This window comes from Paraburkholderia sp. NMBU_R16, from assembly GCF_013282575.1.
GTDB lineage: Bacteria > Pseudomonadota > Gammaproteobacteria > Burkholderiales > Burkholderiaceae > Trinickia.
In genome coordinates, this window is record NZ_JAAAYE010000034.1 from 28,819 (window position 1) to 40,761 (window position 11,943).

10 protein-coding genes are annotated in these 11,943 nt (G+C 65.4%); 4 read left to right on the forward strand and 6 right to left on the reverse strand.

Going from position 1 to position 11,943, the window contains the following annotated elements:
- Positions 1–56 precede the first annotated feature (56 nt).
- The 5 genes from GWC77_RS17905 to GWC77_RS17925 all read right to left on the reverse strand — a co-directional run bounded on the left by GWC77_RS17905 (position 57) and on the right by GWC77_RS17925 (position 6,274).
- Complete coding sequence (locus GWC77_RS17905) at positions 57–2,453, reverse strand: aldehyde dehydrogenase family protein (RefSeq protein WP_173259157.1); 2,397 nt, start codon at positions 2,451–2,453, stop codon at positions 57–59.
- 14 nt (positions 2,454–2,467) lie between these two features.
- The gene (deoC, locus tag GWC77_RS17910; protein WP_173259159.1) at positions 2,468–3,472 is read right to left on the reverse strand and encodes a deoxyribose-phosphate aldolase; all 1,005 of its coding nucleotides are present in this window, start codon (positions 3,470–3,472) and stop codon (positions 2,468–2,470) included.
- Positions 3,473–3,577: 105 nt separating this feature from the next.
- Positions 3,578–5,134, reverse strand: a complete 1,557-nt coding sequence (locus GWC77_RS17915; RefSeq protein ID WP_173259161.1) for an FGGY-family carbohydrate kinase — start codon at positions 5,132–5,134, stop codon at positions 3,578–3,580.
- A gap of 186 nt (positions 5,135–5,320) precedes the next feature.
- Positions 5,321–5,473, reverse strand: a complete 153-nt coding sequence (locus tag GWC77_RS17920) for a DUF6496 domain-containing protein (RefSeq protein ID WP_173259163.1) — start codon at positions 5,471–5,473, stop codon at positions 5,321–5,323.
- Between the two features lie 120 nt (positions 5,474–5,593).
- Positions 5,594–6,274 carry a FadR/GntR family transcriptional regulator gene (locus GWC77_RS17925; protein WP_173259219.1) on the reverse strand — a complete coding sequence of 227 codons (681 nt, stop codon included), beginning with the start codon at positions 6,272–6,274 and terminating at the stop codon, positions 5,594–5,596.
- Between the two features lie 244 nt (positions 6,275–6,518).
- Here GWC77_RS17925 and dgoD point away from each other — a divergent pair, with 244 nt between their 5' ends.
- Together dgoD and GWC77_RS17935 are read left to right on the forward strand one after the other, a co-directional pair.
- On the forward strand, positions 6,519–7,667 hold the full coding sequence (gene dgoD / locus GWC77_RS17930) for a galactonate dehydratase (protein ID WP_173259165.1): 1,149 nt from the start codon (positions 6,519–6,521) through the stop codon (positions 7,665–7,667).
- 244 nt (positions 7,668–7,911) lie between these two features.
- The gene (locus tag GWC77_RS17935; RefSeq protein WP_173259167.1) at positions 7,912–8,214 is read left to right on the forward strand and encodes a hypothetical protein; all 303 of its coding nucleotides are present in this window, start codon (positions 7,912–7,914) and stop codon (positions 8,212–8,214) included.
- 56 nt (positions 8,215–8,270) lie between these two features.
- On the opposite strand, the gene GWC77_RS17940 is transcribed toward GWC77_RS17935, so the two are convergent.
- Positions 8,271–9,194 carry a CopD family protein gene (locus GWC77_RS17940; RefSeq protein ID WP_173259169.1) on the reverse strand — a complete coding sequence of 308 codons (924 nt, stop codon included), beginning with the start codon at positions 9,192–9,194 and terminating at the stop codon, positions 8,271–8,273.
- A 514-nt stretch (positions 9,195–9,708) separates the two neighbouring features.
- Here GWC77_RS17940 and GWC77_RS17945 point away from each other — a divergent pair.
- Both GWC77_RS17945 and GWC77_RS17950 read left to right on the forward strand, forming a co-directional pair.
- Positions 9,709–10,440, forward strand: coding sequence for a cytochrome c (locus GWC77_RS17945; protein WP_173259170.1), 732 nt, complete (start codon positions 9,709–9,711; stop codon positions 10,438–10,440).
- 20 nt (positions 10,441–10,460) lie between these two features.
- Positions 10,461–11,756 (forward strand): cytochrome c, encoded by a 1,296-nt coding sequence (locus GWC77_RS17950; protein ID WP_173259172.1) that lies wholly within the window; start codon positions 10,461–10,463, stop codon positions 11,754–11,756.
- Positions 11,757–11,943 lie beyond the last annotated feature (187 nt).

Genomic DNA, 11,943 nt, shown 5'->3' on the forward strand with positions numbered 1-11,943 from the left:
TCGATGCGAGGCATTGGCATTGTATTGGGTGCGCGCGTCGAACGCGCCGCCGCGAATCAATCGCCGTAAGGTATCCAAATGTTCTTGACTTGCACAGCCTGGCGCAAGAACGGCAAACCTTCACTCATCGTATCGAACCAATCGATTTGCCGTCCGTAGTCGACAAACGTCCGTTTCAGGTTGCCGACCGATTCGCGCTCGACGAGCGTCGAGTCCGCAGCCGGCCCGAAGCACCAGAGCGCGTCGACGTCGTCGTGCCTGGCCAGCGCGGGCAACAGTGCCGCGCGCGCGCCCGTGACGATGTTCAGCGCGCCGGCCGGCACGTCCGACGTTTCGACGACCTGATAGAAGTCCGTCGCCATCAGCGGGCAAGCCTCGCTCGGCAGCACGACGACGCGATTGCCGAGCGCAAGCGCCGGTGCCACGAGCGAGACGAACGCCGCCAGCGGCGCTTCGTCGGGACACGCTATGCCGATCACCCCGAGCGGCTCATGCATCGCCAGCGCCACGCCGCGCAGCGGCGGTGCATGTACCGCACCGTCGAACTTGTCGGCCCACGCGGCGTAGGTGAAAAGACGCGCGATCGACGTCTCGACTTCGCGCGACGCCTCCTGTCGCCCCGCTCCTGTGCGGCGCACGAGTTGCTGGGCGAACTCGTCGGCACGCACGGCAAGGTTCTCCGCGAGATAGTAGAGCACCTGGGCCCGGCCATGCGCGCTCGTTTGCGACCACTTGCCCGCGCTACGCGCCGCCGCTACCGCATCGCGAATGTCCTTGCGGTTGCCATCGCCGACTTCGCCGACGAACGTACCGTCGGGCGCGTGAACCTCGCGCGAGTAGCCGCTGTCGGGCCGAACCTGCTTGCCGCCGATGTACAGCTTGGCCGTACGGTCGATGCGCGCTACGGTGTCGTCGCGCTGGCTGGCGACCCCAGCCGGCGATGTCGCGCGCGGCGCGGCTTCGGCGCGCACTGGCAATCCGCTCCAACCGGGCGGCTTCACATACTCGTAGATGCCTTCTTTGCCGCCCTCGCGCCCATAGCCCGATTCGCGATAGCCGCCGAAGCCGACGGCCGCATCGAACAGATTCGTCGCATTGACCCACACCACGCCACAAGCAAGACGCGGCGCGATGTCGAGCGCGCGGCCGATGGTCTCGCTCCAGACGCTCGCGGCCAGCCCATAGCGCGAGTTGTTCGCGAGTTCGACCGCTTCGTCCGGCGTACGAAAGCTCATGACCGTCAAGACGGGGCCGAAGATTTCCTCCTGCGCGAGCGTCGACGCCGGTGCGACGCCGGTCACCAGCGTCGGCGCATAAAAGACGCCGTGCACCGGCAGCTCGACCTCTCCCGGCTGCCAGATCGTGCAGCCTTCGCGCCGGCCAGTTTCGACGAGCGCCTCGATGCGCGCGAGCTGCACGCGGTCGACGATCGCGCCCATATCGATGCCCTTGTCGAGCGACGGGCCGACCCGCAGCGTCGCCATGCGGCGCTTGAGCTTGTCGATGAAACGCCGCTCGATGCCTTCTTGCACGAGCAGCCGCGAACCCGCGCAGCAGACTTGCCCCTGATTGAACCAGATCGCGTCGACAACGCCCTCGACGGCACCGTCGAGGTCCGCATCGTCGAAAACGATGAAGGGCGATTTGCCGCCCAGTTCGAGCGTCAGCGACTTGCCGGAGCCCGCCGTGGCGGCGCGAATGAGCCGGCCGACTTCGGTCGAGCCCGTGAAGGCGATCTTGTCGATGTCGCCATGCTCGACGAGGGCGGCACCCGTGCGCCCGTCGCCCGTGACCACATTGAGCACGCCGTCCGGCAATCCTGCCCGCCGGGCGAGCTCGGCGAACAGCAATGCCGTCAGCGGCGTGTATTCGGCCGGTTTCAGCACGACGCAGTTGCCGAGCGCGATGGCGGGTGCGATCTTCCACGCGAGCATCAAAAGCGGGAAGTTCCACGGCACGATCTGGCCGATCACGCCAAGCGGCGTGAAGCCCGCGAATTCGGTGTCTTGCAACTGAGCCCAGCCCGCGTGATGCAGGAAGTGACGCGCGACGAGCGGCACGTCGATATCGCGCGTCTCTCGAATCGGCTTGCCGTTATCGAGCGCTTCGAGCACGGCAAAAAGACGGCTCTCGCGCTGCACCATCCGTGCAAGTGCGTAGAGGTGCCGCGCGCGGCCCGCGCCGCCCAGCGCTTGCCAGCCCGGCTGTGCAGCGCGAGCGGCCGCGACGGCCGCATCGATATCGGCCGCATCGCCCTGAGCCACGCACGCGAGCGTTTCGCCGCTCGCCGGCGCCAGCACATCGAAGGTCTCGCCGGCCGACGGCGCGCGCCAGGCGCCCCCGATGAAATGCCCGAACCGGCCCTCGTGTGCGGCAAGCCATGCACGCGCAGGCTGATCGTCCTCGGGTGCGGGACCGTAATCCATCGAAGCAAAGTACTCGGCTACGCTCATCGCAGTGCGCTCGGTCAGGCTAGAGGGTGTCGGTTGAAAGCGGAATAGCGGCCGCTGACGTGGTGTTCGAGCTGCCGCTCGATATCGGCCAGCAGGCTCGACGCACCGATGCGAAACAGCGCGGGTTCGAGCCAGGGGCGGCCGAGTTCTTCCTTCATCAGGATTTGATACGCAAGTGCCGATTTGGCCGTGGAGACTCCACCTGCCGGCTTGAAGCCGATGGCGAAGCCCGTTCGCTCCCCGTACTCGCGGATCATGCGCGTCATCACGAGCGAAACGTCGAGCGTGGCGTTCACGCCTTCCTTGCCCGTCGACGTCTTGATGAAGTCCGCGCCGGCCATCATGCAGACCATCGACGCCTTCGCTACGTTCGACAGCGTGCGGATGTCGCCCGTCGCCAAAATCGCCTTCAAGTGGGCCGCCCCGCATGCGGCACGAAACTCGCGCACCTCGTCGTAAAGCGCACGCCAGTTGCCGGTCAGCACGTATTCGCGCGTCACGACGATGTCGATTTCCGCCGCGCCGTCGGCTACCGACGCTTCGATTTCCTTGAGCTTGAGCGGGTGCGGGATCAGGCCGGCCGGAAAGCCCGTCGACACGGCCGCAACGGGAATGCCGCTGCCGGCCAGCGCGTCGACAGCGGCCGCGACGAAGCGGTGATAGACGCACACGGCGCCCGTTGTCAGCCGTGCGTCGCCCATGCCAAGCGCCTCGAGGAGGTCGTCGCGAATCGGCCGACGCGCCTTGGCGGCCAGACGCCGCACGCGCGCCTCCGTATCGTCGCCGGCGAGCGTCGTCAGATCGATGCAGGTCACGGCCTTCAGCAGCCATGCTGCCTGGGCGTCCTTCTTGACCGAGCGGCGGGTGCCGAGCGTCGCCGTGCGGCGCGCGACGGCCGATTGATTGACGCGCAGCGTATCGAACCACGCGGCATCGAAGGGCACGCCCGCATTACGCGACGGATGAGGCGGCGCGGCGCCACGCAGCGCGATCACCGCCTGGGATGTAGCTTCTGACATGGAAAGATGCCTGAATGGTGCGCCACACAACGCGGCGTGAGCGCAGATTGGCAACCATCCTATATCAGGCGATACGATCGTGACAAGTGCTTGTGATGATTATCTCTACAAGGCTGTCTGATCGGTCCGCAACGCATGCATCGAATCGCGCAGAGCGGGATAGAGCGCCTTGTAGACCTCGAACCGTTGCGCGTAGATCGCGCGTCTGGCCGCGTCGGGCCGTGCGTGCTCCCGCAGCGTCACCCAGCCGCGTGCGGCGGCCTCTTCGGTCACGATTCCGGTCCCGAGCGCCGCAAGCAGCGCCGCCCCTATGGCGGCCTCGACTTCCTGTTCGATCGTGTAGACGGGGTAGCCCGTCACGTCGGCGATGATCTGCATCCACAGATTCGAATGCGCGGCCCCGCCGACGACGATGAGCCGCTCGTCGAGCGATTGCGCGCCTTGCCGTCCCGCGTCGATGTTGTGCTGCAAGGCGAACGCCACGCCTTCCAGCACGGCACGGTAGAGATGCGCGCGCGTATGGACGAGGTTGAGGCCGACGAATGCACCGCTCGCCTGCGGGTCCCAGATCGGACTGCGCTCCCCCATCAGATAAGGCAGGAACATCACGCCCTCGCAGCCGGCCGGCACTTCAGCGGCGGCGGTTTCGAGCAGTTGGTGCGGGTCGCCGTGCGGGAGCGCGCGCGCCGCTTCGACCTCGGCCTGGCAGAACTGATCGCGATACCAGCTCACGCACGCCCCCGCGCAGCTGGCCCCGCCGAAAATGTAGAGATCGCGGCGACCATTGAGCACGTACGGCATGCTGACCAGGCCATGTCGCGCATCGACGGTCTGGTTGATATAGCCCCAACACATGCTTGTGCCGATCATCGCAACATGCTGGCCGGCCCGCGTGACGCCGGCCGCCAGCGTGGCGATAGCCGCATCGACGCCGCCGGCAACGATCGGCATGCCCGGCGCGAGCCCAAGCTCGGCGGCCCATGACTCTAGCAAGCCGCCCACCGCTTCCGACGATTCGACGAGCCGCTGGGGCATCAGCGCAGCGGGGATGCCCAGCATGGCGAGCGCTTCATCCGACCAGCTTCGGCGCGCGACATCGTAGACGCCGCCGATATTGCCGGCCGAGCTGTGATCGACGGCGAGCTCGCCGGTGAGCCGGTAGGCGATATAAGCGTTCGGGGGAAGAAAGTAGCGCGTCTCGTTCCACACATCGGGCTTGTGCTCTCGCAGCCACAGCATTTTGGTAAAGCCGTAATAGCTGTCGACACCGTTGCCGGTGATGGCCCGCAAACGCTCGACATCGATATGGCGGCGCACCCACTCCACTTGATCGGTTGCGCGCCGGTCCATCCAGATCAGGCAGGGATGAAGCGGGCGAAAATCGTCGTCGACGGGGATGCCCGAGCCGCCGTACAGGCTGCTGATCGCCAACGCTTTGATGTCGCTTGTCGCGATGCCCTTCGCGCGCGCCTCGCGCGTACAGGCCGCGATGCAGAGCACCGCTGCGTCGAACCAGACGTCGGGCCATTGTTCGGCCCACAGCGGTCGGGGCGTGTCGGGCCGGTAGCCGTGCGCATGCTGCGCGACGATGGCGCCGTGCGCGTCGACGAGGACAGCTTTCGTACTTTGCGTGCCGATATCGATGCCGATGACGTAATCCATGGCGCGACGTGTCTCCTTCGTTGTTTTCGCGCGCGACGAGCGCGCACGGTCCGCCCACATGCGAACAGTGCGTTTATAGGCCGATCGTCGGGGCCGTGCAACGTCTGGAGGGGGGAAACCGTCCAGGGCGCGCTCGATGGTGCCGTTCGCGCCCTGGTGCCCATGGCGACATGGACTGTCGGCGCCTTACTTCTCGCTCTTCTTCGGAATCTTGGCGCCGTGCTTGCGCGCCTGATTCAGTGCGATGGCAACGGCTTGTTTCTGCGACTTGCCGTGCTTCATTTCGGTCTTGACGTTCTTCGAAACGTCCTCGCGGGACGTGCCTTTGCGTAGTGGCATGATGTCCTCCTGGATGGGTTGTCGATACTCGCTCGTCATCGCGACGGCTTGCTCGTATACAAGCAACGCTCATTCCACGGACTACCGGCGCGCGCGCCGGGGAAGTGCCGACGGGTAGCTTCAGCCCTCGATGCGCCGACGCGTCGTGCCCAGCAGCTCGGCCATCGCCCGCCGCGCCCCATCGGCGTCGCGCTGCCGGATCGCCTCGAACACCGCCGAGTGCTCGTCGAGCGACGCGTTGAACACCTCCGCGCGTTTCGCATTGAGCAGCAGTTGCGCCTCGAGCGTGCGACCGATCAGCGGCCCCAGCGGCATCAGGAGCTCGTTGCTGCAGGCGGCAAGAATGCCGAGATGAAAACCGAGGTCGGCGCGTACCCATTCGTCGACGGTCCGCGCCGACACCATCGCGGCATGGGCGCGCTCGAGCGCGACGAGCGTCTCGCTCGTATGGGCTCGCGCCGCGAGTTCGGCCGCATAAGGCTCGACCATCTCGCGCATTTCCTGCAGCTTCAACGCGAAACTGAGCGGCGGCGCCACCTGCGAGTACCAATCGAGCAGATCCGCATCGAGCAGGTTCCACGCATGGCGCGGCCGCACACGCGTACCGACTTTCGGTCGCGATTCCACGAGCCCTTTCGATGTCAGCGTGCGCAGCGCTTCACGCAACACAGTCCGGCTCACGCCGAACGAACTCATCAACTCCGCCTCGCGCGGCAGGATCGATTCGGGCGCATAGTCGCCCCGCAAAATGCCTGTCGCCAGCAAGTAGGCGACGCGTCCATGCAGATCGCGCTGGATGATGATTCTCCTTTCGAATGGCTTTCGTCGGCCGTTGCGATTCGCGACCGTCGACCGCGATTATCGCGAGGCCTGCGCAAAGCGCAAGCGGTCGATCCGTGCAGGAAGCCGCCGCACAATAAGTACTATTAATAACACTATAATAAAAATTGATGTAGGATACGGTTTTCGGCGCGATCGGACGGCGCCCGGCTGTCCGCCATCCAGGCTGCCACCGCCCTGCACAGTCAAAGGAGGAGAAGGATCCATGAAAATCACCAAGCTCGAAACGTTCGTCGTGCCGCCGCGCTGGCTGTTTCTGAAGATCGAAACCGACGCAGGTATCGTCGGCTGGGGCGAGCCGGTCGTCGAAGGTCGGGCGCATACGGTTCAGACGGCGGTCGAGGAACTGGCTGATTACCTCGTCGGCAAGGACCCGCTCGCCATCGAAGATCATTGGCAGGTGATGTATCGCGCCGGCTTTTATCGCGGCGGCCCGATCTCGATGAGCGCGATCGCAGGCATCGACCAGGCGCTCTGGGACATCAAAGGCAAGCACCATGGCGTGCCGGTCCACGCCCTGCTGGGCGGCCAGGTGCGAGACCGTATCAAGGTGTATTCGTGGATCGGCGGCGACCGCCCGAGCGATGTGGCGAACAACGCGCGCGCGGTAGTCGAGCGCGGCTTCAAAGCGCTCAAGATGAACGGCTCGGAGGAAGTGCAGATCGTCGATACGTTCGACAAGGTCGAACGCGTCATCGCGAATGTGGCGGCCGTGCGCGAGGCAGTCGGCCCGCACGTCGGCATTGGCGTGGACTTCCACGGTCGTATTCACAAGCCGATGGCGAAGGTGCTCGCGAAAGAGCTCGATCCGTACAAGCTCCTGTTCATCGAAGAGCCGGTGCTCTCGGAAAACGCCGAAGCGCTGCGCGACATCGTGAACCAGACGAACACCCCGATCGCACTCGGTGAGCGGCTCTATTCGCGCTGGGACTTCAAGCAGATTCTGCAAGGCGGCTACGTCGACATTCTCCAGCCGGACGCCTCGCACGCGGGCGGCATCAGCGAGTGCCGCAAGATCGCCACGATGGCCGAGGCCTATGACGTCGCGATTGCGCTGCACTGCCCGCTCGGCCCGATCGCGCTGGCAGCCTGTCTGCAACTCGATGCCGTCAGCTACAACGCATTCATTCAGGAGCAAAGCCTCGGCATCCACTACAACCAGGGCAACGACTTGCTCGATTACATCCGCAACCCCGAAGTCTTCAAGTACGAAGACGGTTTCGTCTCCATCCCGCAAGGGCCTGGACTCGGTGTCGAAGTCGACGAAGCGAAGGTGCGGGAGATGGCGAAAGCAGGACATCGCTGGCGCAACCCGGTTTGGCGCCACGAGGATGGCAGCGTCGCCGAATGGTAAGCACGAAGCGCCGCGCCGAACGGCGGCGCGCCGTGCCGCGTTACGTTCGTCCAACGTTACGCCCGTAACGGCACGCGCGTAACGCCCACCGTTTCGGGCGCACGGGGCCGATCGGGTAATCGCCCCGATCGCAGCCCGATTCGTTGCTGCATAGGGCTTCGCGATGGGCCGCCCCATCGATGCGAACGACTGGCCCGGCTCTTGCGTATCTCCCCGCAAAACGACACATCAGGGAGAAACCGCCATGCATGACTATCTACCGGACTATCTGATCCGGGAACAGATGGCGGTCAGCGCGCTCGTAACGTTCGGCGTGCTGCGCGTTCTGGCCGCGGCGCTGCTCTGGCGCCGCGGCTGGGAAGCTGCATGGGCCGACAAGGCCGGTATCGCCGCGGCGCTGCTTTACTGCGCGCCGCAACTCTTCGGGCTGTTGTCGCACACCTACTTCCTGCCGGGCGCGATGGCCGAACTCGAAGGCAAGATGGCAGGCTGCGCGATCGCACTCTTTGGCGCCCCTATCCTCAGCCATCGCCTCGGCTACGAATGACGGCCTTGCGTCTATCGTCATCGCCGCGGCCCAGGCCGCAACGCGGCTATCGACTATCAAGTATGGCCGGGCGGTGTCAGCCCAAGCACCGCCGCGCTCACGAAGATCGCGATCATCACCAGTGCTTCGAGGTGTAGAACGTTGCGAAAGGTATGCGCATCGAGCGTCGAAGCGCTGCGGCGCAGCCGCGGCAACGCCGACGTACGATTGAGCGCCCCCAGTACGACGGCCAGCAGCACGAGCGCGAGCTTGAGCGTCAGCACGTGTCCCCAGGCAGTCCCGCGCAAGCCCGCAAAGGAGCCTCCCAGTCCACGTTGCGCGCCGATCAGGCCGGAGATCAACACGACGCAAAAAGCCACGAGCGATACGTTCGATACCCGGTCCGCAAGACGGATCAGCGCGATACGCGTGATCGACGTGTCGAGCGCGGGCAGCACCACGAGCCCGCCGGCCAGCACCGCGCCGCCCCATACGGCCGTCGCTAGCACGTGAACGGCCTGCATCGCCCAGCCAAGCGAGGGTATGCCCGCATCGGCGGCATGCCCGATCGCTGCCGTGCCGGCCGCGCTGACGAGCGCGCCGAGCCAGAACATCGCCATTCCGAAGCGCCCGCCGCGAGACAGGAGCGCCGCGACGAGAAGCCAAGCCGCGCCTGCGAATGCAACGCACCAGGCATGTCCGACATGGGTCGTGCCGACGACATCGGGCAAAGCCGCCAAGCCGCCCGCTACGCCGGCACCCGTCATCGCACCGGCTTCATACAGCAACCAGCCGCCCTCCGCCAGCACGAGCGCGAACGCGGCGGCCATCATCGACGCGCGCGACCGATGCCAGGCGGCATGCGACGGCGCGGTCCGCGCGAGCGCACCGTCCGCGGCAAGCCATCGCTCGAAAAGCGTCGAGCCGATGGCAAATGCAAAGGCGACATGAACGAGCGCGGCCAGCGCGACTTGTCCGATCAGCAGGCCGGAAGCGTTCATCGCGACTGACGCTCCACGAACGCGAGGGGACCATGGGGACGCCGGTCGGCAACTCGATTGGAACGGCGGGATCGGGTCATACGGGAACTCGGGAGGAATCGCTTCATCGGCAGGCAGGGACAAACGAGGGGCTAACGAGAAAACCGAGGCGGCCGGCACGCACGCGCCACGCAAAGCGCGAATCCGTGGGCCGCGCCGGTCCGACGCAGCCGAGAGTGTACGCGAGCCGTGCGCATAGCGAACGGAACGGGATCTTGGCGTAGCCGAACGGTCGATGCCGGGCAAGCCGGAGCACATCGAATATGCGCGTCAAATTGTCGCGCCGCCGCATCGGGACGGATTTGCGTCGCCTGAGGCAAATAGCTCGTGACAGGCATCGATGATAGAATGCTGCGTCGCAACGCCGCGGGTCGCCGCTGCAAGTGTGGCAAACCCGAATAATTCGCCTCGAGCTGTAGGCCAGCTCGCAGCGCCGCACCGGGCCGATCGAAGTCCGGCAGGTCCCCGAATAACGATGGAGTTACGCGTGTCTTCCAGACGCATTTTCCGCCCGCTACTCGCCCTCTTGCTGATCGGCGGTGCTGGCGTCGCAACGAGCGCACAAGCGCAAACCCAGCCGAAGGCCCCGGATACGATGGAACAGCGCGTGCAAGGCTGCACGGCGTGCCACGGCAGCCACGGGCAGGGCACCGATAACGACTACTTCCCGCGCCTCGCGGGCAAGCCGGCCGAGTATCTGTTCAATCAATTGCAAAATTTCCGCGAGGGCCGGCGCAAGTATCCGCCGATGAACTACCTCGTCACGTATCTCTCGGACGATTACCTGCACGACATCGCCGATTACTTCTCGAAGCAGCGCCCGCCCTACCCGGCGCCCGCCAAGCCGACGGTCTCGCCCGAGACGCTTGCGCGCGGCAAGCAGATCGTGCTCAACGGCGACGCATCGAAGAACATTCCCGCCTGCGCCGCCTGCCACGGCAAGAGCTTGACCGGCATGGAGCCGGCGATTCCGGGTCTCGTCGGGCTGCACCAGGACTACATCAGCGCGCAGCTGGGCGCCTGGCGCACGGGCACGCGCCACGCCAAAGCGCCCGATTGTATGCATGAGATCGCGACGCGCCTGACCGATGACGACGTCAACGCCGTCGCCGCCTGGCTTTCGACTCAGCCCGCCCCGAAAAACCCCGTTCCGGCTCCGGCCCGCTCGATGAAGACTCCGCTTGCCTGCGGCAGCGAACCGCAATAAGCGCGAGGAGAGACATACCCATGAAACGCAAGTCACTGTTCGCGCTGTCGGCTGTCGTCCTGGCGGCCGCCGCGCTCGGCTCCGTCCTCTGGACGGGCAGCGATAACCTGCACAACGGCTCGGCCCAGGCAGCCACGCCGGCCGACCAGGCTGCGCTCGTGAAGCGCGGCGAATATCTTGCCCGCGCCGGCGATTGCATCGCATGCCACACCGTACGCGGCGGTCAGCAATTCGCGGGCGGCCTGCCGATGGCCACGCCGTTCGGCACCCTCTATACGCCGAACATCACTCCCGACGATCAATACGGTATCGGCAAATGGTCGTCGGACGATTTCTATCGCGCCATGCACACGGGCCGCTCGAAGGACGGCAGCCTGCTCTACCCGGCTTTCCCGTTCGCGAGCTACACGAAGGTGACGCGCGAGGATTCGGACGCGATCTACGCCTACTTGCGTTCGGTGCCGCCGGCCTCCGTCCCGAGCCGTCCGCATGAACTGCGCTTCCCGTTCAACAATCGCAACCTGCTGATCGGCTGGCGTACGCTGTTTTTCCGCGAAGGCGTCTACAAGGACGATCCGACGAAGTCGGTCGAATGGAACCGCGGCGCGTATCTCGTCGAAGGTCTTGGCCACTGCTCGATGTGCCATACGTCGATCAACATGATGGGCGGGCCCGTCAATTCGGCCGCGTTCGCCGGCGGTCTGATTCCGCTGCAGAACTGGTACGCGCCGTCGCTGACCTCGAACAAGGAAGCAGGTCTCGGCGACTGGGACATCACGGACATCGCCAATCTGCTCAAGAACGGCGTGTCGCAGCGCGGCGCCGTGTTCGGTCCGATGGCAGAGGTCGTCCACAACAGTCTGCAGTACTTGTCGGACGAAGACGTTCGTGCGATGGCCACGTATCTGAAGACCATTCCGCAGAAGAAGGAAGCGCCCGAGACGATGCAGTACGAGACGTCGGAGAAGTTTGGCGGCGAACTGTTCGAGCTGGGCAAGAAGGTCTACGGCGACAAATGCGCGACCTGCCATGCCGAAAACGGGCTCGGCAAGCCGCCGGCATACCCGCCGCTCGCGAACAATCAATCGATCCAGATGCCGTCGGCGGTCAATCCGATCCGCATGGTGCTCAATGGTGGTTACCCGCCGAGCACGGGTGCCAACCCGAAACCGTACGGTATGCCGCCGTTCGCGCAAGCGCTGACGAATCAGGAAGTCGCAGCCGTCGTGACGTACATCCGTCAGTCGTGGGGCAACAAGGGCTCTGCGATTTCGCCACAGCAAGTGACGGATCTTCGCTCGGCGCCGCTCGATTGAGCACATGAACCACAAAGGGCGCGGCCATGCGGATTACCGCGGCCGCGCCCTTCGCATTTCCGGCGAAGCCAACCGGCCCCGCCGGAACCCAGGCTGGCCGGCGCCAACAGCGCCGCGCTCGCACGTTCGCCGCACGGCCGCCTTCGCGGCACGCGGCATGCGTGACGGACAGCCGTCATCCCGCATT

Coding starts and splice junctions, on each gene's coding strand:
- GWC77_RS17905 (WP_173259157.1), bottom strand. CDS start 2,453: ATGAGCGTAGCCGAGTACTTTGCTTCGATGGATTACGGTCCCGCACCC.
- deoC (WP_173259159.1), bottom strand. CDS start 3,472: ATGTCAGAAGCTACATCCCAGGCGGTGATCGCGCTGCGTGGCGCCGCG.
- GWC77_RS17915 (WP_173259161.1), bottom strand. CDS start 5,134: ATGGATTACGTCATCGGCATCGATATCGGCACGCAAAGTACGAAAGCT.
- GWC77_RS17920 (WP_173259163.1), bottom strand. CDS start 5,473: ATGCCACTACGCAAAGGCACGTCCCGCGAGGACGTTTCGAAGAACGTC.
- dgoD (WP_173259165.1), top strand. CDS start 6,519: ATGAAAATCACCAAGCTCGAAACGTTCGTCGTGCCGCCGCGCTGGCTG.
- GWC77_RS17935 (WP_173259167.1), top strand. CDS start 7,912: ATGCATGACTATCTACCGGACTATCTGATCCGGGAACAGATGGCGGTC.
- GWC77_RS17940 (WP_173259169.1), bottom strand. CDS start 9,194: ATGAACGCTTCCGGCCTGCTGATCGGACAAGTCGCGCTGGCCGCGCTC.
- GWC77_RS17945 (WP_173259170.1), top strand. CDS start 9,709: ATGGAGTTACGCGTGTCTTCCAGACGCATTTTCCGCCCGCTACTCGCC.
- GWC77_RS17950 (WP_173259172.1), top strand. CDS start 10,461: ATGAAACGCAAGTCACTGTTCGCGCTGTCGGCTGTCGTCCTGGCGGCC.